This is a genomic window from Paenibacillus sp. J22P143 (assembly GCF_059692035.1).
On the sequence record NZ_JCAUAQ010000002.1, the window covers coordinates 54,820 to 75,708 of the forward strand.

Consider the following 20,889-nt stretch of genomic DNA (forward strand, 5'->3'; position numbering starts at 1 on the left):
ATTCAACAAAGAAAAAGGCATCTCCTGAAGGTCGTAGACCGTAGGAGATGCCTTTTATTCGTTCAAGAGCCAGCTACTTACTGATGACCCCGCCTTGAGCAACCAAGTAGAGGATACGTGGCTCACGAAGTCGATGGGAAGCTTGAGAGATAGGTTCGTCTGGCCCTAAGATTTCGATTTGATCAATCAACGTGATCAGAATCATAATGTTGTTTATTTTTAAAAGCTGAAATTCTGGATAATACTGCGAAATGACTCCCTGTACTTCATCGGTGCCGCACCGAATAATAACTTCTGTTTTACGCATAATCAGCATTTCATACATTCCGTTTTTCACCCCACTATGAATTATGACACCACCAACTTAGTTAACGTTCCATAGACAAAAGTAAACGATGAGCTTGGACGGGCGTGCCACATTCATAATATGCAAGGAAAGTCAGGTATAGTATGTAAAATTTAGAAGGGAAAAACCACCGCGTCATGGATGTAATGCATCATGCTGCGGTGGTTTTGTATGCTAGTTCATAGTACTAAAGACGAAGTCTTATTTCAAGCCCATTGCTTTGTTAGCTTCACGAACGATATTGAATTTATCATCCGTCGTAGCTACATAACCTTGGTGCGTGTATACATCGATGATGACTTGCTTACCAGCTGGATCACTTCCAATGGCGATGAAAGCATCTTGAATTTTCTTTTTCCAAGCGGCATCCATATCGGAACGAACAGCGATCGTATCATTTGGAATTTTATCGGAGAAAGCAAGTACTTTCGTTTGCTTGAAGATATCAGGATAATCTTTCAACATGTTTGTACGGATATCTTGGAATACGCCTACGGCATCAACTTGACCGTTAAGCAATGCGATAACCGCTTTGTCATGTCCTTGGAATTGAATGCCTGTTACATCCTTCACAGGATCTACACCAGCATTTTTCAAAACAAGACCTGGGTAAACGTAACCAGCTGCGGAAGTAACACCTTGCCAGCCCATTTTCTTACCTTTCAAGTCAGCAACGGATTTGATAGGGGAATCTGCTTTAACAACAATCATCGATTTGTAGAAATCGACAAGCTCAGTCGTTGGCTTTCCTGTTGCATCATCCACGCCAAAACGTTGTGCTTGTACAAGAAGATCAGCTGCTTTACGATTATCGTGAGCAACAACATAGTTACTTGGTGGCAAGAAACCAACATCAACTTGTTTGGAAGACATCGCTTCGATAACGACGTTGTAATCCGTTGAAACGGAAACCTTAACCGGGATTCCTAGTTTATCTCCAAGCAATTTTTCAAGCGGTTTAGCTTTTGCTTCAAGCGTTTCTGCATTTTGGGAAGGAACGAATTGTACTCTAAGTTCTTTTGGAACGAATCCTGCAGCTGCTGCTGGAGTAGCCGTTGCCGCTGTTGTTGCTGCTGATGAAGCAGCTGGAGTCTCTTCTTTTTTCGCGCAGCCTACAAGTGCACCTGCGGCTACGACCATGGATAAACTAAGCAAAGTTAATTTTTTCATTTTTATTGACCTCCGTTTAAATAATTTGTCTATGTTGTACTATAACATTATCATGAGAGATATGGAAGATAGGATGAAGTATTTGTTAAACTGACAAATGCTATGTAAAACTTTACAAAAAAACAGAATGGAGTGAATTGCTTGAAACATGCTGCGCAACGACAAACAAGTCACATTACGATATTAGAATCAAGCGACCTCCATGGGAATATGCTTCCCATTCATTATGCAAATAATAACCCCAATGATGTGGGATTATCGAAAATTTCTGCATTACTTGCACAGGAACGTGCGAAGGATGCTCATGTGATTGTGATCGATAACGGAGACCTCATCCAAGGAACGCCTTTAGCTTATCACCATGCACGTTTGGATAATGAACCTATGAATCCTATGGTACTCGGTCTTAACTATTTGAACTATGATGGGGCTGTACTGGGAAATCATGAATTCAATTACGGCATGGATGTGCTGCAAAAAGCAGTCAGAGAATCTGAATTTCCTTGGTTATGTGCCAATATCATGAGTGTGGAGACAGGAGAGCCCTTCTTTGGGAAGCCGTATCTAATCAAACAATCTCCAGAAGGAGTACGTGTAGGAGTTCTTGGATTAACAACGCCTTACATTCCGAATTGGGAAGATCCGAAACATATTCTAGGCTTGCGATTCGAAGATCCGATTGCGACAGCTCGTACATGGGTACAGTTTCTCAAGGAGCAAGAGCGTGTTGACGTCGTTGTCGTTTCCTATCACGGCGGTTTTGAAAGAGATATCGCAACGGGTGAGCCTACAGAGCCGCTAACGGGCGAGAATCAAGGCTATCAGCTGTGTATGGAAGTAGCGGGGATCGATGTTCTACTCACAGGACATCAGCATAGAAGCATTGCAGGGGTCAGCATTAACGGCGTAACCATTGTTCAGCCAGGAACAGCAGGCGTTACACTCGGGAAAGTGGACATCGTACTTGAGCACGTGGAAGGGGGCTGGCGTATTGTTTCCAAGCAATCGGAGCTCTTAACTGTTGCCAATGTGGAGGCTGACAAGGTGCTATTGGAGCAAATCCATGCCTACGAGGCGAAGACACAATTGTGGCTGGACCAGCCCATCGGTAAGCTATCGGGGGACATGCTCGTGAAAGATCCGATGCAAATTCGAACCCAGGACAATGCGCTGATTGAGTTTATTAACAAGGTTCAAATGGAGCTCTCTGGTGCTCAGATTTCTAACACCGCGTTATTCGATAACGTGTCACCAGGATTTCCGACGGACATCACCATGCGGGATATCGTCTCCAACTATATTTATCCGAACACGCTAAAGGTCATTCGAATATCAGGTCAGGATATTAAAGATGCGTTGGAGCAGTCTGCCGAATATTTTGAAGTGTCGGAAGATGGGGGCCTTCAAGTAAGTAAGGTGTTCATGGAACCGAAGCCTGCTCATTACAACTATGATATGTGGGAGGGAATCTCCTACACGTTGAACATTTCCCGTCCTGTCGGGAACCGGGTTGTACAGCTGGATTTTGAGGGACAACCGATTCATCTTGAAGCCTCTTTCGATGTGGTGATGAACAATTATCGCGCTGCTGGCGGAGGCAACTACGCGATGTTCCAGAATAAGCCGGTGATCAAGGATATCCCAACCGACGTAGCGGAGCTGCTGGCAGGGTATATCATGGAGCGAGGTACGATCGAAGCGAGTATCAACCATAACTGGAAAGTGATTTGGGAGTAGATATTGCTGCATATAAAAAGCCTGACAAGAGCGAGAGAATCTTAGGTTCTCAGCTGTTGCAAGGCTTTTTTTGCTGGTGAAAGGGTTACTTTTCACGAATATAAGCACGATCACCCGTTCGAGGATTATAGTAGACCCGATAAGTAAATCCGTCTTTGGGATCAATAAATACCTCGTTGGTGAATAAAAAACCATTTGGAGGCGATTGGGGTGTCGCGGCACCATCTGTTTTGTAGCGTTTGTCATAAACGAGATAGCCTAGAAGAAATAAAATAATGAAGCCAACAATCCATAAACCGTATATTAGCAAAATGGTTATGATCCCGCTCACAGCTTTCGCGCACGAACGGCTGTGCCGTAGGCAACGATCTCGCTCATGTTTTGACCAATATCCCCGCTATCGAAACGCATCATCACAATGGCATCGGCGCCCATGGCAGCTGCATTTTTGACCAGTCGGTCCATCGCTTGCTTGCGGCCATCTTCGACCATTTGCGTATACTGCGTGACTTCTCCGCCAATTAAGCCTTTCAAAGAGGCCATAATATCCCCTCCAATGCCTCTGGCCCGCACGACGACGCCAAATGTACTGCCCAAAACCTCTGTTACCTCATAACCTGCAATATTTTCTGTTGTAACTACAATCATTTCAAATCGCTCCTTTATAGCTGAAATAGATGCTTTTCTACTGGAACAGGATTGGCTATTATTAACTTAGTACGTTAATCGCATGAGGGGGTTTCACATTTGAACGCAGTGACAACGATGCAATTATGGCCAGGAGCTACACAAGATAGTCAAGGTGAGGCCAATCAAGGCTGTCCAAGCTTAACCTTATATCCAGCCGAGGGTGATGGCTTGCGCGCAGCAGTTATTGTCTGTCCAGGTGGCGGATACGGCGGGCGTGCCCCTCATGAAGGGGAGCCAATCGCAAAGTGGTTAAATGGGCTGGGCATTTCCGCCTACGTGTTGAATTATCGAGTAGCCCCGTATAAACATCCCGTACCGTTGCAGGACGCACAACGGGCTATTCGGACTGTGAAACATCATGCCGAGGCATGGGGAGTCGATGCAAACCGCGTTGGTATTCTTGGTTTTTCGGCTGGTGGACATTTAGCCGCAACAGCGGGTACGCATTACGATGCGGGAGATCAGACCTCCTCGGATCCGATTGAGCTGATCACCTCCCGTCCTGATCTTATGGTGCTGTGTTATCCTGTCATTTCATTCGGTGTGAACGCACATCAAGGTTCACGAATCAATCTGATTGGCGAAGATGCCAATGAAGAGTTAGTCAAGGATTTGAGCAATGAACTTCAAGTAACAACGGATACGCCGCCAACCTTCCTGTGGCACACAGCTGATGATGCAGCAGTTTCGGTGGAAAATAGCTTGCTTTTCGCAGGTGCACTTAGCCGTAATAAGATTCCTTTTGACCTACATGTTTTTGAATCAGGACGCCATGGTATTGGGATCGCAGCTGATCATCCGGAAGCGTATGTCTGGCCTGAGGTTTGTGCGAATTGGTTGAAAAAGCAGCGTTTTGCATGACCAAGCTTGTCTATGAATGCCATCCGCTCGGAGACTCGGCGATTGTGATTCGACTAGGCGCGGACATTTCGATAGTGAATCTTCATAAGGTCAGGCAGGTAGCGAATTACATAGAGAATAACTGGCGTGAGGGCTTCATGGAGCTAGTCCCCGCCTATACAACCATTACAATTTATTATGATGCTTTCCACATCTATAACTATGCTTCCGAAGCTGTGTTAAAAAGTGGGCCCGCCAACATGACGGCGACTTGGCTTCCTTATGATTATGTCTTGAAGTACATCGTTAAGCTATTAGATGCCTATAGGGAGGACGCTAGCTTAGCCGGGCAGTTGGGACCGATCATTGAGATCCCTGTTTGTTATGAGGCGGCGTATGGTCCTGATCTTAGTGAAGTAGCGGCCTATCATCAAGTAGGTACAAAAGAAATCGTGACTTGGCATACTGCTCGTGTGTATCCCGTGTATATGATTGGCTTTGCACCTGGTTTCCCTTATATGGGTGGTATGGATGAAAGACTTGTAACACCGCGCAAATCAGTGCCTCGCACACAAATTCCTGCGGGATCCGTGGGCATTGGCGGGGCACAAACAGGCATATACCCTTTTGAAACACCGGGTGGCTGGCAGCTCATTGGCAGAACGCCACTCCGTTTATTTCGTCCGGACACGGATCCACCCTCCTTATTAAAGGTTGGAGACCAAGTGAGATTTGTAGCCATCACATCAGAGCAGTTCCATGCCTTAGAAGAAGGGAATGCGAGCTATGGGCTTTGAGGTAATGAAACCTGGCCTTTTATCCACGTTACAGGATGAGGGGCGCTATGGTTCTCGGAAACATGGTGTGATCGTGGCGGGGCCGATGGATCGGTTTGCCCACCGCGCAGCGAATTTGTTGGTTGGCAATGGTCGCGAAGCGGTAGCTTTAGAAATGACACTTAGCGGGCCTGCACTGGTTGCGCAAAGAGATATGCTGGTTGCTATTTGCGGTGCAGACATGGAAGCGGAAGTGGATGGAACTTCAGCCCCAATGTGGCGTCCCTTCGTTCTTCGTACAGGAAGTGAGCTGTATTTTCGCTACGCATCACGTGGTTGTAGAACGTATTTGGCTGTGCATGGAGGTTTCAAGGCGAAATACGTACTGGGAAGCTGCAGTACCTACCTTAGAGCAGGTATAGGTGGATACGAGGGAAGAGCTCTACGTGCTGGAGATGTATTGGAAGTTAAGCAGGATGAACAGACTTCTCAGCTCATGAAAGGCTTTGAGCTTCGAAGTAAGTCCGTGAGTCCAACCAAGTATATGAGTACAATGATTCGTCCTGACTATCGCGACGATCCGATTATACGGATCGTGAGAGGCAAGGAAGCCTCCTTGTTTACTATCGATAGCTGGTTGAGATTGCTTTCTCAAAGCTTTCTGGTGACGTCCCAATCAGATCGCATGGGGTATCGGTTGTCGAGTGAGCCCAAGCTGGAGCTCGAAGCTGGCTTATCTTACGAAATGATCTCGGAAGCGGTAGTTGGAGGCACGCTGCAGGTACCTCCAAGCGGGCAACCCATTCTATTGCTGGCTGATTGTCAAACAACAGGCGGTTACCCTCGAATCGGTCATGTGATCACCGCAGATCTTCCGTTGGTCGCTCAGGTGAAGCCAGGTGGAACGCTGCGTTTTCAAGAGGTTACGCATCTCGAAGCGCAGGAGCAGCTGTTGCTGCAGGCGATGGATCTCAAGCTGCTGGCGGTGGGGATGAAGGCTTGGTTGAGAGATGAGATGAGATGAGATGAGATGAGATGAGATGAGATGAGATGAGATGAGATGAGATGAGATGAGATGAGATGAGATGAGATGAGATGAGATGAGATGAGTAAAAACCGAGAGTTGATTATGCACATGTGGATGACACGGAAAAATGAAGTTTACGAGTTGAACCCTAGAGAAACGAGAAACCTTATCGTAATTGTTGCTATCCTGTTCCCTTCACTAACTTTGGAAAAACTGAGTTAGTCGAAAAATTCGAGTATCTCGGGAGTGAAAGTAGCAAAAGAGGTAGAGTAAGTCGAAAAATTCGAGTATCTCGAAGTGAAAGTAGCAGAAGAGGTAGAGTTAGTCGAAAAATTCGAGTATCTCGGAGTGAAAGTAGCATAAGAGGCAGAGTTAGTCGAAAAATTCGAGTATCTCGAGAGTGAAAGTAGCATTTAAGAGGGAGTGTGAAAAAGTAATGCTGCGTATTGATTTGAATTGTGATATGGGCGAAGGCTTCGGCGCTTATCGCCTCGGCCGCGATGCGGAGCTGCTGGACTTCGTCAGCTCCGCCAACATCGCCTGCGGGTTCCACGCAGGCGACCCCGCAACCATGCGCAGCACGGTACAGCTGTGCCTGCGCAAGGGCGTTGCGATCGGGGCCCATCCGGGCCTGCCCGATCTGCAAGGCTTCGGCCGACGCGAGATCGCGATCACGCCGGCTGAGGCTTACGAGCTGACGCTGTATCAGCTCGGGGCGCTGCAGGCGTTCGTCCACGCCGAAGGCGGACGCCTGCAGCACGTCAAGCCGCATGGCGCGCTCTACCACATGGCTGCGAAGCGCCATGAGATTGCCGCCGCGATTGCGGCTGCAACGGCCAGCGTCAGCGCGGAGCTGACGCTGTATGGCCCGCCCGGCAGCGAGCTGCTGCGGGCGGGCGCCGCCGCGGGGCTGCGGCTAGCTCACGAGGCTTTCGCGGACCGCAGCTACCAGCGGGACGGCTCTTTGACGCCCCGCGACCAGCCGGGGGCGCTGCTTGAGAGCGCGGCCGAGGCTGCGGCGCAGGTGGAGCGGCTTGTCCGCGAAGGCAGGGTGCTCTCCCTCACGGGAGAGGATCTGAGCATGCGCGCGGACACGATCTGTATCCACGGCGATGGCGTTCACGCCGTGGAATTCGCGCGCGATATCCGCGCGCTGTTGGAGCGAGGCGGCATCGCGGTGATGCCGCTTGGCGCAAGCAACTAAACCGACAAGTAGCTAAAGTTGATTTAGGAGTGGTCAACCGCTCTTAACCAAGCTGTTGAGCCACTTTTTTACTTATCCCGCATTGGTCTCACCATGTCAACTCCTCCCCAAGGAAAGAATCCCTATAACCATTCTTTCACTTGAGACACGCTCGGCAATATGAGTAAATAGAGATGTAGCCGGCCGGCTTCCATGCCTTCAGAAAGGAGTGATCAAGGTGATTACAACGCAAACAGAGGTGATCTCTGCGTAAGCAGAGGTCACTGTTCCAAGCGGGGGCCCCTAGGCCCTCGCATAACTTTAACGAACGAGTAGACAGCGAGAAGCTTTTTACATATAATGAGAAATGTGAACACGATGTGAACACACAATAAACTATGGTGAAGGGAGTGCTTTATAAATGAACACAATGACAATGACAGTAGCGATGAATGTTGCGGCCGCCGCAGAGGTACTCGTCTCCTAACTGAATATCATTCGTGGAATAACCGTTCACCTGAATTGTATAATTGCATATACAACCGACAGGCACGATTATGATCGTGTTTTTTTTATTCCATTTTTGAGAATGGTAGGAGGTTAGTGGGCGATGAAGATACTCTCTGCAAATCAGTCAAAGTTAAGCTTTGCACAATTTGAGGAGGTTTTCATCCATGAGTTACAAGAACGGGAAAGATGTTCTTCCCCCTAACCTATTAAAACAATTACAAGAATATATCCAAGGCGAAATCGTGTATATCCCTAAGAAAGAGCAGAAACGTGCTGGTTGGGGTGAAAATAACGGCACTCGCATCATCATTGAGCGGAGAAATCGCGAGATTTTCCGTTTGTATCAGACGGGTTCGACGGTTTTGGAGCTGATCAAAGTGTTTCATTTGTCCGAAGACAGCATCCGCAAAATTATCGTTAAAACACGCGAATTAACAGCCAATCAGGCATAGCAGCAGCATCCATCGTGATGCTGTTTTTTTTTGTAGGAAATCATGGTTTCCACGACGAAATCATTCATATAGAGCTTGTAGACGATTAGGAGGCGTAGAGATGATAGCTGTATTTGTGTATGGCACATTACTAGTGGGAGAAAGTAATCATTCCGTTGTCTCTCCGTATTTACTAGATGTGCAACCTGGTGCGATCAAAGGACGATTATATGATGTAGGACCCTACCCAGCGCTAGTTCGCACAGGTGATGAACATGATCATAGGGTTGTGGGGGAATGGCTCGAGGTTACCGAAGAGGGGTTAGTGGCCATGGATGTCTTGGAAACGTACGTTGGTCCCGATCATGAGGACAATGAATACGAACGAATGTGGGTGAAGGATGTCAATGGGGAGCGGGAAGGCTGGGTCTATTGTTGGACAAGTCCTCGCGGATTGCCAGAAATAAAAGGTTCGTCATGGAAGGTCCATCTTCACGATAAGTAAGTGTGATTTCTTTCGATATTTTCCGACATTTTCCTATCAAGGCGCTAGCGATGGTGCTATAATTAATCGTAATTCATAGACTCGAGGAGAGAGAAAATGTCAGCTTACAAAATTTTGCTAGCCGATGATGAGTTGGCGCTTCGCTTTCTGCTGACGGAAACGTTATCTGATGAAGGATACGTCATCACTGAGGTTGAGGATGGTCAACAAGCGATTGACCAGCTGGGCAAGGAAGCCTATGATTTAATCATTTTGGATTACATGATGCCAGAGCGCACGGGCGTAGAAGTTTGCTCTTGGTTGAGAGAAAGTGACAATGTGAATCGGGACTTGCCGGTTATTCTTTTAACAGCCAAAGCACTAGAGAAAGATAAAGAGAGAGCTAAGGCAGCAGGTGTCACCACGTACATTGTGAAACCTTTCAGTCCACTTCAATTATTAGACACCATAGGGCAACTGTTGCAGCGCTAGGTTGAACAAGAATGCTTTGATTAAGCTTATAAAGGGTGATTGTCTGTTATGAGCCATAGAAATATAGAGAGATCCAAAGATTCAGGTTCAGAATCTGATCGAGATGCAAGAATTCTTAAACAAGGAAGAAAGCTGTTTATTCGTGAATATGACAAGCAGCTGCAGCAGCTTCAGTCGTTGCTGACAGCGATTCAAGCCCAGCCGATACTAGAGGAATTACAACAATGCTATCGAATTGCGCATACACTCAAAGGTAGTGCGCCCGTTTTTGGTTATACGAGAATCGGGAAGCTTGCGGAAGATCTGGTACGGAATTGGGAATGGACCCTAGCCATACAGAAGCAAGATGATGAGTTACTCTTCTCGACGAGCCCTGTCTATGAAAGCATAGAGCGTACGGTCGGATTATTGCTTGATTTGAAAATGGAGCTGGACATCGGCTTCACGGAAATTCAGATGGATGAGGAGCAAGACCCAGCTACGGGCTCCATGCTGAGAACCTTGAAAAGCCGCATATTGCTAGTCGATGATGACGATGCGCTGCGCTTCTATTTGACAAGACGATTGCAACTCGATGATTGTGTGGTTGATGAAGCCGCTGATGTGGAGTCAGCTAAGAAATTACTTCGTGAGCATACGTATGATCTCGTTACGTTAGATCTTATGATGCTCCCGCAGTCAGGCTATGAATTGTTTGAATACTTGAAGGAAGATCCTACACTGAAATGGCTGCCGCTTATTGTATTATCAGGACGGGACGATGTAAGTGATAAGGTTCGCTGTTTTCACTTGGGGGCGGATGATTATGTGACCAAGCCATTCCAATACGAGGAATTGGCGGCACGAATTTATGGTCTCCTCAAACGGACTCGGAATTTCGAGCAGTTAGCTTTCCGCGACCCACTGACCGGTGTGTTTAATCGTCGCTATTTTGATCTGCAAATTGGGCTAGAGCTGCAGCGTATTGAGCGCTACCCGGCGCCAATATCTCTTGTGTTTATCGATATTGACAGTTTCAAAAGCGTCAATGATACGTATGGACATCACGTAGGGGATTTGGTACTACAAGGATTAGCTCACTTGATGCAGGTCAATCTGCGATCGACGGACTTATTGGCTCGCTTTGGCGGAGAAGAATTCGTTATCGCACTTCCGAATACGAGTGTGGATCAAGCTCGATCTATTATGCAAGCTATTCTAGATACAGTTCGTGAGAAAGCTGTCGCCCAGAACGATGGCCAAATGTTCTCCATCACGTTTTCGGCCGGTGTAGCTGAATGGCAAGTAGGTATGACGGTTGCGGAGTGGGTAGCTAAAGCTGACGATGCGATGTATCAAGCGAAGCAACAGGGCAAGAATCGCATTATACTTGCCGACTTAGAAGATGAAGGTGTACAATTCACGAAGCTAGTCGCTCATGCGCATGCACAACTGCAGAAGAAAAAGCTCTTAATTGTGGACGATGATCCGATTCTAAGGGCGATTCTGAATTCCCAACTGGAACACTTGCCGATTGTAATTACGCAAGTTTCAGATGGTGAACAAGCTTGGCAGTTGCTGACTACGCAAGTCTTCGACGCATGTATATTGGATGGCATTTTGCCAGGCCTTGATGGTTTTACCATATTGGAGAAGATCAAGACGGATGCGAATGCGATCTCGAAAAATATGAAAATATTGATGCTATCTGGGAAGAAGAAGGAAGCGGATGTGGCGAAAGGCCTCCAAATGGGAGCCGATGATTATATGACGAAGCCGTTCTCACTCGTGGAATTGGAGAATCGCGTCAAACAGTTAATGAAACTCGTCTAGGAAGGGAGGGGCTGATGATGCCCTCTCCTTTTTTGCTTTTTGCCTAGTGAAAGCTTGTGTGCGGTGTAATCAGCCCTGATGGAGGTTTGCGACTCCAACGCTTTCTGCTACAGTAGGATATATAGACGAAGATACCAATGAAGGAGCAAGATGAATGTCGGATAAAGACAATCTAGTGCGTTTCGGAATTTCGATGCCGCAATCCCTGATCGAGCAATTCGATCGTTTGATTGCATTACAAGGGTATGATAATCGCTCGGAGGCCATTCGAGATCTTGCGCGCAAGGCGCTTTTAACCTCAAGCAGTATGCAGCCTAATGAATGGGTCGCCGGTACGATTGTTATGGTGTATGACCATGAAATTAGAGATTTGCCGATCACCTTAATGGAGCTTCAGCACGACTATCATCATGCCATCATCTCAACCATGCATATCCATTTAAACCATCAGCAATGCTTGGAAATACTCGTAGTTCGCGGTGAAGTGGAGAAGCTTCGAGAGTTGCAGCAACGGATCCAGGTTTTAAAAGGTGTCGGCTACGCGGAGCTGTCTGTTACACATGTGGACGAGCATAGCTCAAGCCAGAATCACGGTCACCACCATGGCCATAACCATAGCCATCATCACGTTCACGATAAGCCCCATACGGATTCGTAGAATTCGTAGTTCTTCCGTTTTTTTGCTAATATAAAGGACATGGAGGTGCGTTATGTCGGAAAAGAAATGGTTCTCTTTGGAAGAGGCCAATGGTCTATTGCCTTTTGTTGATCAGGAACTGAAGAAAATGCAAGCCTTGAAGAGTGAGTTTGAGGACAAATATATGGAGTTACGCCATAAGAAGAATGAATATGCTTCAATGCCTGGCACGGAAAAGGATCCTTTTTTTGTCATGGAAGCTGCATTGGAATTCCTACAAATTGAAGCGCGTGGACTCATACAAAGCTTTCAAAAGACGGGCATTGAGCTGAAGGATATCGATTCAGGTCTTGTTGATTTTCCAGCGATGATGAATGGTCAAGAAGTGTTGCTGTGTTGGAAGCAAGGAGAGGATCAGATTCGTTATTATCACGGGGAGCAAGATGGTTTTGCTGGCCGTAGACCGATTGCGGATTAGAGGGGTACGGATGACGAGATTATTCAAACAACGAACCAAGAATTGGTTCCTACGACTGCCTGTAGGCTTGATTGCTGTGTTAGCCATCATGTTATTGAGTGCGGTCATTGCGCCTCAATCTGCCTCTGCGCATGCTTCATTAGTTGAAGCAACACCGGAAGCGGGGGCGAAGCTCGAAAGCTCGCCTGCTGGGGTGTCCGTCACGTTCAATGAACCATTAGATAACGGGCTCTTTTATATTAAGGTTTACGATCATAGCGGAGCGCAGATAACGGATCGCAAAGCGACGATGAATAAGGATCAGATGGGTATCAAGCTGGATTTGCCGAAGCTGGCAGAAGGCGTGTACTTAATTAGCTATCACGTCATCTCAGCAGACGGTCATCCCGTGGGTGGAAGCTATCCGATCACAATCGGCAATCCGCCGCAGGAGGAAGTTCTTGATGTGCCTTCCGCACATACGGGACACGATCATAGTGCGGGTCCGTTGACGACAAAAGGCTTGCTGCAATACGCCTCTCGGGGCTTATGGTTCTTAATGTTGTTAGCCTTGACCGGATGGGCATTCTGGTTACGATTGGTGAGACCGCAAGGGGAAGAAGCACAGAAGTCGGTTTCCGAGTGGACACTCAATCTCCAACGCGCTCATATCGTTGCCCTACTGCTGCTGATTTTTACACATATCGAGGATTTATTGGGTGGCGGCGGTGTAGATGAAATATGGCAGCTGGTAAGCTCAACAAATATCGGGATTTCTTGGGTGCTGCTACTCGCGTTATCCTTCCTAGGCTTTGTTATGCTGGGCAGGTTGGCTTGGGTAGATGTGGGTTGGTCTCTGGCTCTGTTGGCTGTCAAAAGCTTTAGCGGTCACGCCGCCTCCTTTTCTCCCTTGTGGGCGACGATTGGGCTAGATTTTATTCATCTTGTCGCTGCAGCCTGTTGGGTAGGCGGATTAATTCTGCTGTATGCGAAATGGCGTCACAACAAGATGGATCTCGGCAGCTATATGCAGAAGTTCTCCAAATTTGCACTGATCTCGATTCTTGTTTTAACTGTTTCAGGGTCCATTTCCGTCTTGATATTCCTGCCGAATCTGCGTTACTTGACGTACACAACTTGGGGTATTCTCTTGCTTGTGAAAATTGGCGTAGTGGTGCTCGTCGCACTGATGGGGTTCGTGATTCGGCTATTCCTTCGCAAGAAGAAAGTGAATCAATCGATCGTCTGGGTGAAGCTAGATCTGTCTTTGATGGTCGTCATTGTTGTCCTTGTTGGACTGCTTACCTATATGGCGCCGATCCCGGCTAATGAGCCGCTTGGGTGGCATCAGATGGGGGAGAAAGTCCATGTTTCGGTCGATATTACACCGAAGTTACCTGGTAATAACACGTTTATTGCCAAAGTTTGGCTGCCTGAAAAATCAGGCCAACCTAAACAGGTTCTCTTGATTTTGCATAATAAAGACGATCAGGAAATCGCCCCGATTTCTGTTCCGTTAACGATATACCAGGATAGTAAGGAAGAGGAATCGTACGGCTTTGCGAAATTCAGCTATAAATCGGAAGGTCCTTTCCTGCCTTTTAGAGGGAACTGGGAGCTAGAAATGCGCGTGATGGATACAGAAGACAATGAGACTGTGTATACCAAAGACTTCATTGTGTATTGAGACTGAGGAAGTCTGATCAGAGTAGCGAGGAGGATGACCATGGCTTGGGTTCAAATTCTAGATAAAGACCATCTGTCAGTCAAACTGGATGACAAAGATGATACTGCGCTAATAGAAATCAATGACGGTGGCATTTCACCGAACTATGTGACGATTCGACTGAAAGAGCATGAAGTGGATGAGTTGATTGAGGCTCTTCAACGAATCAAGCAATCGATGCAATAATGGTAAACGTGAAAGAACCTTCCCTCGACTGCCAAACAGTCAAAAGGGAAGGTTCTTTTTGTAAGCAACTCGTTAGCTTAAAATAAGCTCCAGTCGAATTCCTGAGAGAGAATGCCGAGGAGATGCACACCAGCCGTGCTGTTCCCTTTACGGTTCAGTGCAGGTCCTACGAGGCCAATACCATATTGTCCAGGTACCATTGTCAGGATGCTGCCGGACACGCCGCTCTTGGCAGGAAGCCCAACATTCATGGCAAATTCGCCAGAGGCATTGTACATACCACAGGTAAACATGAACGTCTTGGCGATTTGCACGAAGCGCCGCGGGATGAGACGTTGCTTGCGAATCGGATCCACGCCGTTATGAGCGAGAACGAGAGCCATTCTGGCCAGATCCGTACAGTTGACCTCGACAGAGCAGTGGCTGAAGTAGACACGAAGCACATCGTCAACTTCTTTGTCCAAGACACCGTTATCTTTGAGGAAATAGGCTAAGGAACGATTGCGGTGAGCTGTATCGGACTCGGATTTAAACACGTTTTGATTGATGGTCAGCTTCGGATTATCGGCAATATCCCTGAAGAAAAGAAGGATACGATCGACCTGTTCATCCGTGCTGTTCCCAGCAATTAAGGAGGAGATGGCTATAGCACCGGCGTTGATTAAAGGGTTGAAAGGGATACCTGGCTCCACAAGCTCAAGCTTCAACATGGAGTTGAAGTCATCACCTGTCGGCTCCATACCTACTTTAGAGAATACAATGTCTTCGCCATTGTCCATCAGTGCTAGAATCAGTGTGAAAACCTTCGAAATGCTTTGCAAGGTGAAACGAAAGTCAGAATCCCCAGAGCTAGTAGTTTGCCCTTCGCTGTCCATAATACAAATACCTAGAATATCCCCAGAAGCGTTCGCTAACTCAGGAATGTAAGAGGCAACATAACCTTCCGATGTATGTGTTTTACTTACAGCAACCCATTCGTCGATGTGTGATTGAAGCTTCTTCCAGGTTTCATCGTGCTGTTGGTGAGGCATGGCGAAGTCAGTCCTTCCTCTTCTCTAGGCTTTCCAAGCTTGCGGATGATTGTCGCTGATAAGCTCTGTTGCCGCGGCATTCGCAATCACTTGCTCAGGGTTTTTGCAGCCTGGAATAACGGAAGTGACGGCATCATGCTTCAAGCACCAAGCCAATGCCCATTTGGCCATATCCATGCCTTCAGGCACTTCATTTTGCTGAATGCGCTGAACTTCTTCCAGCTTCTGTCTGACGCTTTCAGCATCGTGACGATGACGTACGTCCGTGTTACCGAAAACGGCGCCTGGCTTATATTTACCGCTTAGATAACCACTAGCTAGTGGTACGCGTGCGAGTACACCAAGATCTTGATCTATACATGACTGGAATACGAGTTCTTCCGGCGCGCGGTCCAAGCGATTGTACACCACTTGAATAGCTTTGGAGTTCATTTTACTTGAAGATGCCGTTTGATGAATATTGGCATTGCTGCCGATTGATGTTCCCAGGTGACGGATTTTGCCCGCCTGTACTTGTTTATCAAGCGTAGTCCAGAGATCATCGTTATCGAATAAAGGATCAGGCCCGGAATGGAATTGGTATAAATCAATGTAGTCCGTATGTAAAGCTTGCAGCGACGCATCCAGTTGTTTGATGACGGAATCCGCGCTAAATTCGTCGGTACGCGTAAATAAATCATGGAAATGGTGCCCGAATTTCGTGGCAACAACCCACTTATCACGATCACGGCGGGATAAATAATTACCAATAAATGACTCTGAAAGGTGATCTCCATAGCATTCAGCCGTATCTATCAAATTGATCCCGAGATCAGCGGCTTGATCTAGAATTGCGTCTGCTTCATTTTGCGTATACGTTAATCCCCATTCACCGCCAAATTGCCAAGTGCCAACACCAACGATGGAAACTTTCATGTCTGTTTTGCCAAGTCTGCGATATTTCATGTCGAGCACTCTCCTTAATAGGGTATCCACATTCATTATACAACAACATTTTATTTTGTTTTAATGTAAACTTTCCATAAATGGGTTACGGTGTAAATAGGGAATGATTCAGAACGAGAGGATGTTGGTTCTATTGGTCAAAAAGTATGTGATAAGCCTATTGAAAGAATGGGTGCCTACGATAGCATTCGCTCTCCTCATCGCACTTGTCGTCAATACCTATGTTGCGCAAGCGATGACAGTTCCAACCGGTTCTATGCTGCCTACCATTCAATTACAAGACGAGTTGATTGTTGAAAAAATGAAACCATTAACCGACTTTGAATTCGGGGATATCGTTGTATTCTGGCCGCCGCTTGAGGGGAATGAGGACCGCTATGTGAAGCGTCTAATTGGATTGCCTGGCGATACGATTGAAATCAAAGACGGCGCGTTATATCGGAACGGATCCAAAGTCGACGAGCCATATATCCAAGCGCCTATGACGTACACCTATCATCAGGTAACTGTGCCCGAAGGAAAATATTTTTTCCTAGGGGATAATCGCAACGACAGCTATGATTCCCATTTGTGGCCGACAACACCATTTGTTGCGGAAAAAGATATTATTGGCAAAGCCGTATTTCGAATTTTCCCTTTAAGTCAAATTGGAACAATCGAATAGGTGAATAAAGAAGCTCCCAACCTCGTTAGAGGAAGGGAGCTTTTCTCATTTTAAATGAGATGCGCTGGAGCTTGGTTGTCATCTTCGCTATTGTCTTCAGACTTCTTCGATTTTCGGTCGGAAAGCTTGATGTTCCCAACGAATAGCGTAAGTACCGCACCCAGAAGTACGAACACAAGACCGTAGATAAATACTTGATGCAGGGAGGAAACAAGTGCATCTTTGATGATAGGCAACTTATCTACTAATTCTTTTGGCAATTTGGCCATTGCCTCAGGACTTAATAGTGAGGAATAGAGAGATTGCGGATTCTTATGGATCATATCAATGAGTGGAGTTCCAACTTCAGCAGGGAACTGCTTGACCACCGGCTCAAGGTTTTGTTCGAGCAAAACCGTTGATCTATGGTTCATAATGGCTCCGAGAATCGTCATTCCAAAGGTACCACCGATTTGACGGAAGAATTGGCTAGAAGAAGTGACGACACCTAGCTCTGATTTAGGGAAACTTTCTTGCAAAGCCAACGTCAGGATTGGCATGACAAGCCCCATTCCAAGCCCTAGAAGTACCATGTAGCTTGAGGCAATCAACTTCGTAGTTGAGATTCCCATTGTGCTTAAAAAGATAAAACCGACTGCCATTACAAGCATCCCGATTAACATTTGTCGTTTTACACCGATCTTAGCAATCAATTGACCCGAGACCACGCTGGCAGCAATCATTGTTATCATCAGAGGAGTCATAACGGTACCAGATGCGGAGGCACTAATTCCAACAATACCTTGCATAAAGAGCGGAACGAACATAATGGCACCAAACATACCAACAGCCATTAAGAAGCCAACACCGTTAATCGTGGAGAAAGTTCTATTTTTAAATAAACGAACGGGTAGAATTGGCTCTTCTGCTTTGCTTTCAATACGAACAAAAGCAACTAGAGACACAACGGCAAGTACGAATAGGCCAATGATTTGCCAAGAACCCCAAGCGTACTCACTGCCGCCAAATGTCAGAGCAAGAAGCAAGCTTACAACACCGACGATCATCGTGATAATACCTGGAACATCAAATTTCACTTTTCCTACTGATTTATGTTTAGGCAATGCGAGTGAAATCAAAATAACGGCTAAAACCCCAACCGGTAAGTTGATGTAGAACACCCAACGCCAGTCCCAAGCATCTACGATCCAGCCGCCAACTTGCGGCCCAATAACAGAGGATAAACCGAAGATTGCTCCGAAAACCCCTTGCCATTTAGCACGTTGCTTACCTGTAAATAAATCCCCGATAATAATCATAGCCATTGGCATCATGATACCACCGCCAAGACCTTGCAGGCCGCGGAACAAAATGAGTTCAGTCATGTTCTGAGACATCCCACAAAGAGCAGAAGCGACGATGAAGATGATGAGTCCTGTTACATAAATGACGCGGCGGCCAATTAAGTCAGCCAGTTTACCCGCGATGGGCACGACGACTGTTGAAGTTAACATGTAAGCTGTTGTTAACCATGTCATCAGTCCGAGTCCACCGAACTCGCCGACGATACGCGGCATTGCTGTACCTACGATTGTGCCGTCCAAAGCTCCGAAAAGCATGGCGATGATCAATCCGGTGAGTAGGAGTCCCCTATTTTTAAGCTCTGGTGCAGCAGCTTCGTTGATATCCTTAGGCGCTGCTTTTTGAATACTTTCCATGTGTATCACTCCTTTGATGACATAAAAAATTAATAAAATGAAGTAAACTTTTCGAATGCTTCTACGAAAAAATGAAGTTCATCTGGAGGAAGCTGTGATAAACCACGTGCAATCACTTTCTTTTGCACTTCATGAGCCTTAGCAAGGACAGCTGTCCCTTCAGCCGTGTTTTCGACCAGTACGATTCGACGATCTGTCTCATGATGTTTACGTATAACATGCCCGCTTTGAACAAGTCGATCAATCATGACTGTGATTGCACTTGGCTTAACGCCCAATTTATCGGCAAGATGGGATTGTTTCGGTGTGTTCTCCTTGGCGATCATCGCTAACATGAATAATTGTGGAGCTGTTAACTCAGAATTGAGTTCACTAAGAACACAATGCGTAATTTTGCGATGAGTCTGTTCAAATGTTGTGCGGAAGCGATTGGTATAATCCGTCAATTCCTCTTCCAAATCATAACCTCCTTGCAAATATGAAATTGTTAGAATTGTCTAATAATTAAATAATATAATAATTAAATAATATAATAATTAAATCAAGAAACATTTAAACTATTTAAGTAAAATATAAACCTGTCGAAGAATGAAGTCAATGGGATATTTCTGAAACTTTGAGAAAGGAAGGATCGATGTACTTGCATATCCTTTGTATCTTGCATATAATAACTGGTACATATACGTGGAAATGCTTTGACGGAGAAGAGTACGCAGTGCTTCTTGACAGGGAGGGTAAGCCGATGATTGAGAGCTGGCCCCGAGAATCAGGCTGTGGAAGTTCGCTCCCGAGCAGTCCTTTGAACAGAAGCGTTTAGACGCTTCTCATTAGAGGGAACCGGACACATCGTCCGTTATCTGGAATGAAGTGAGACTCGTTTATTTGGCGATTGTACATAGACGAATCTAATTAGGGTGGTACCACGGCTTTTCGTCCCTTGCGAGGGAGCGGAAAGTCTTTTTTGTGTTTTCATAAAGGGCGATTCAGAGGCCTAATTCAGGAGGGATTTCGATGAAAGAGCGTTTAGAAGCTTTGAAGCAGGAAGCGCTGCAGGAGCTTAGCGGTGCCCGCAGTCAGCAGGAGCTGAACGATTTAAGAGTTAAATATTTGGGTAAAAAGGGACCGTTAACCGAGGTTCTTCGCGGCATGGGCGCGCTAAGCGCAGAGGAAAGACCGGTTATCGGCCAAGTGGCCAATGATGTTCGAGCAGCCATCGAAGCTGTTATTGAAGAGAAACAAGCCGCTTATACGAAGCAAGAAACAGAGAACAGACTACGTGCGGAGATGATCGACGTTACGTTGCCTGGACGTCCTTCACAGCAAGGTGCTGTACATCCTTTAAGCAAAGTCATTCAAGAGATTGAAGACATTTTCATCGGGATGGGCTACACGGTAGCTGAAGGCCCAGAGGTTGAACAAGATTACTACAACTTCGAAGCCTTGAACCTGCCGAAAGATCACCCGGCTCGTGATATGCAAGATTCTTTCTATATTACAGAAGAAATTTTGATGCGTACGCAGACATCCCCTGTTCAAGTAAGAACAATGGAGAAGCGCCAAGGTGAAGTTCCGATCAAAATCATTTGCCCGGGCAAAGTTTACCGCCGCGATGACGACGATGCAACTCACTCTCACATGTTTCAACAAATTGAAGGTCTGGTCATCGACCGCAATGTGCGGATGAGTGATCTCAAAGGGACGTTGCTTCAATTCGTACAAGAAATGTATGGCCCAGCAACGAAAATTCGCATGCGTCCAAGCTTTTTCCCGTTCACAGAGCCGAGTGTTGAAGTCGATGTGAGCTGTGCGATGTGTGGCGGCGAAGGCTGTCGTACTTGTAAGCAAACAGGTTGGTTGGAAATTCTCGGTGCAGGTATGGTTCATCCGCGCGTTCTTGAAATGGGTGGCTACGATCCGAAGGAGTACACAGGCTTTGCATTCGGGATGGGCGTTGAGCGTATCGCTATGTTGAAATATGGCATCGAAGATATTCGCCATTTCTATACCAATGATTTGCGTTTCTTAAAGCAATTTTTACATGTGTAAGC

Annotated in this window: 23 protein-coding genes; 15 read left to right on the forward strand and 8 right to left on the reverse strand. The window is 46.5% G+C overall.

All coding sequences use genetic code 11. The annotated features are described in order from the left end of the window. Positions 1 to 73 precede the first annotated feature (73 nt). Positions 74 to 325, reverse strand: a complete 252-nt coding sequence (locus AC58PQ_RS04015) for a hypothetical protein (protein ID WP_497240689.1) — start codon at positions 323 to 325, stop codon at positions 74 to 76. 222 nt (positions 326 to 547) lie between these two features. Then, a complete protein-coding gene (locus AC58PQ_RS04020; protein WP_497240690.1) occupies positions 548 to 1,516 on the reverse strand; it encodes a phosphate/phosphite/phosphonate ABC transporter substrate-binding protein in 969 nt (322 codons plus the stop codon). 141 nt (positions 1,517 to 1,657) lie between these two features. Between AC58PQ_RS04020 and AC58PQ_RS04025 the strand changes: the two genes are divergently transcribed. After that, positions 1,658 to 3,253: a bifunctional metallophosphatase/5'-nucleotidase gene (locus AC58PQ_RS04025; protein ID WP_497240691.1), complete on the forward strand. Its 1,596-nt coding sequence runs from the start codon at positions 1,658 to 1,660 to the stop codon at positions 3,251 to 3,253. A gap of 85 nt (positions 3,254 to 3,338) precedes the next feature. Here the strand turns inward: AC58PQ_RS04025 and AC58PQ_RS04030 are convergent, their stop codons facing one another. Beyond that, on the reverse strand, positions 3,339 to 3,563 hold the full coding sequence (locus AC58PQ_RS04030) for an HD family phosphohydrolase (RefSeq protein ID WP_497240692.1): 225 nt from the start codon (positions 3,561 to 3,563) through the stop codon (positions 3,339 to 3,341). A gap of 17 nt (positions 3,564 to 3,580) precedes the next feature. Beyond that, a complete protein-coding gene (locus AC58PQ_RS04035) occupies positions 3,581 to 3,901 on the reverse strand; it encodes a YbjQ family protein (protein ID WP_497240693.1) in 321 nt (106 codons plus the stop codon). 117 nt (positions 3,902 to 4,018) lie between these two features. On the opposite strand from AC58PQ_RS04035, the gene AC58PQ_RS04040 reads away from it, so the two are divergent. From AC58PQ_RS04040 to AC58PQ_RS04095, 12 genes are all read left to right on the forward strand, one after another. Next, positions 4,019 to 4,804, forward strand: a complete 786-nt coding sequence (locus tag AC58PQ_RS04040; RefSeq protein WP_497241285.1) for an alpha/beta hydrolase — start codon at positions 4,019 to 4,021, stop codon at positions 4,802 to 4,804. Continuing rightward, entirely contained in the window at positions 4,801 to 5,580 is a 780-nt protein-coding gene (gene pxpB / locus AC58PQ_RS04045; protein ID WP_497240694.1) for a 5-oxoprolinase subunit PxpB, read from the forward strand. Before AC58PQ_RS04040 ends, pxpB begins: the two co-directional genes overlap by 4 nt. Continuing rightward, positions 5,570 to 6,583, forward strand: a complete 1,014-nt coding sequence (locus AC58PQ_RS04050; protein ID WP_497240695.1) for a 5-oxoprolinase subunit C family protein — start codon at positions 5,570 to 5,572, stop codon at positions 6,581 to 6,583. Before pxpB ends, AC58PQ_RS04050 begins: the two co-directional genes overlap by 11 nt. Positions 6,584 to 7,022: 439 nt before the next feature. Then, positions 7,023 to 7,790, forward strand: a complete 768-nt coding sequence (locus tag AC58PQ_RS04055) for a LamB/YcsF family protein (RefSeq protein ID WP_497240696.1) — start codon at positions 7,023 to 7,025, stop codon at positions 7,788 to 7,790. A gap of 653 nt (positions 7,791 to 8,443) precedes the next feature. Beyond that, positions 8,444 to 8,731, forward strand: coding sequence for a CD3324 family protein (locus AC58PQ_RS04060; protein WP_028556449.1), 288 nt, complete (start codon positions 8,444 to 8,446; stop codon positions 8,729 to 8,731). A gap of 100 nt (positions 8,732 to 8,831) precedes the next feature. Then, complete coding sequence (locus AC58PQ_RS04065) at positions 8,832 to 9,215, forward strand: gamma-glutamylcyclotransferase family protein (protein ID WP_497240697.1); 384 nt, start codon at positions 8,832 to 8,834, stop codon at positions 9,213 to 9,215. Between the two features lie 96 nt (positions 9,216 to 9,311). Continuing rightward, a complete protein-coding gene (locus tag AC58PQ_RS04070) occupies positions 9,312 to 9,686 on the forward strand; it encodes a response regulator (RefSeq protein ID WP_497240698.1) in 375 nt (124 codons plus the stop codon). Positions 9,687 to 9,734: 48 nt separating this feature from the next. Beyond that, positions 9,735 to 11,498 carry a response regulator gene (locus AC58PQ_RS04075; RefSeq protein WP_497240699.1) on the forward strand — a complete coding sequence of 588 codons (1,764 nt, stop codon included), beginning with the start codon at positions 9,735 to 9,737 and terminating at the stop codon, positions 11,496 to 11,498. A gap of 154 nt (positions 11,499 to 11,652) precedes the next feature. Next, positions 11,653 to 12,156, forward strand: a complete 504-nt coding sequence (nikR, locus tag AC58PQ_RS04080; RefSeq protein ID WP_497240700.1) for a nickel-responsive transcriptional regulator NikR — start codon at positions 11,653 to 11,655, stop codon at positions 12,154 to 12,156. Positions 12,157 to 12,208: 52 nt separating this feature from the next. Beyond that, complete coding sequence (locus tag AC58PQ_RS04085; protein ID WP_497240701.1) at positions 12,209 to 12,613, forward strand: DUF2203 domain-containing protein; 405 nt, start codon at positions 12,209 to 12,211, stop codon at positions 12,611 to 12,613. Positions 12,614 to 12,623: 10 nt separating this feature from the next. Beyond that, the gene (locus AC58PQ_RS04090; protein WP_497240702.1) at positions 12,624 to 14,279 is read left to right on the forward strand and encodes a copper resistance CopC/CopD family protein; all 1,656 of its coding nucleotides are present in this window, start codon (positions 12,624 to 12,626) and stop codon (positions 14,277 to 14,279) included. Between the two features lie 39 nt (positions 14,280 to 14,318). Further along, complete coding sequence (locus tag AC58PQ_RS04095) at positions 14,319 to 14,504, forward strand: hypothetical protein (RefSeq protein ID WP_477587553.1); 186 nt, start codon at positions 14,319 to 14,321, stop codon at positions 14,502 to 14,504. Between the two features lie 77 nt (positions 14,505 to 14,581). On the opposite strand, the gene glsA is transcribed toward AC58PQ_RS04095, so the two are convergent. Together glsA and AC58PQ_RS04105 are read right to left on the reverse strand one after the other, a co-directional pair. Then, a complete protein-coding gene (gene glsA, locus AC58PQ_RS04100; protein ID WP_497240703.1) occupies positions 14,582 to 15,535 on the reverse strand; it encodes a glutaminase A in 954 nt (317 codons plus the stop codon). Positions 15,536 to 15,559: 24 nt separating this feature from the next. Further along, positions 15,560 to 16,480: an aldo/keto reductase gene (locus AC58PQ_RS04105; protein WP_497240704.1), complete on the reverse strand. Its 921-nt coding sequence runs from the start codon at positions 16,478 to 16,480 to the stop codon at positions 15,560 to 15,562. Between the two features lie 133 nt (positions 16,481 to 16,613). On the opposite strand from AC58PQ_RS04105, the gene lepB reads away from it, so the two are divergent. After that, on the forward strand, positions 16,614 to 17,144 hold the full coding sequence (gene lepB / locus AC58PQ_RS04110) for a signal peptidase I (RefSeq protein WP_497240705.1): 531 nt from the start codon (positions 16,614 to 16,616) through the stop codon (positions 17,142 to 17,144). A 50-nt stretch (positions 17,145 to 17,194) separates the two neighbouring features. Here the strand turns inward: lepB and AC58PQ_RS04115 are convergent, their stop codons facing one another. Both AC58PQ_RS04115 and AC58PQ_RS04120 read right to left on the reverse strand, forming a co-directional pair. Next, positions 17,195 to 18,841 (reverse strand): MDR family MFS transporter, encoded by a 1,647-nt coding sequence (locus tag AC58PQ_RS04115; protein ID WP_497240706.1) that lies wholly within the window; start codon positions 18,839 to 18,841, stop codon positions 17,195 to 17,197. A 29-nt stretch (positions 18,842 to 18,870) separates the two neighbouring features. Further along, on the reverse strand, positions 18,871 to 19,299 hold the full coding sequence (locus AC58PQ_RS04120) for a MarR family winged helix-turn-helix transcriptional regulator (protein ID WP_497240707.1): 429 nt from the start codon (positions 19,297 to 19,299) through the stop codon (positions 18,871 to 18,873). Positions 19,300 to 19,852: 553 nt separating this feature from the next. Between AC58PQ_RS04120 and pheS the strand changes: the two genes are divergently transcribed. Further along, the gene (gene pheS, locus AC58PQ_RS04125; protein WP_497240708.1) at positions 19,853 to 20,887 is read left to right on the forward strand and encodes a phenylalanine--tRNA ligase subunit alpha; all 1,035 of its coding nucleotides are present in this window, start codon (positions 19,853 to 19,855) and stop codon (positions 20,885 to 20,887) included. Positions 20,888 to 20,889 lie beyond the last annotated feature (2 nt).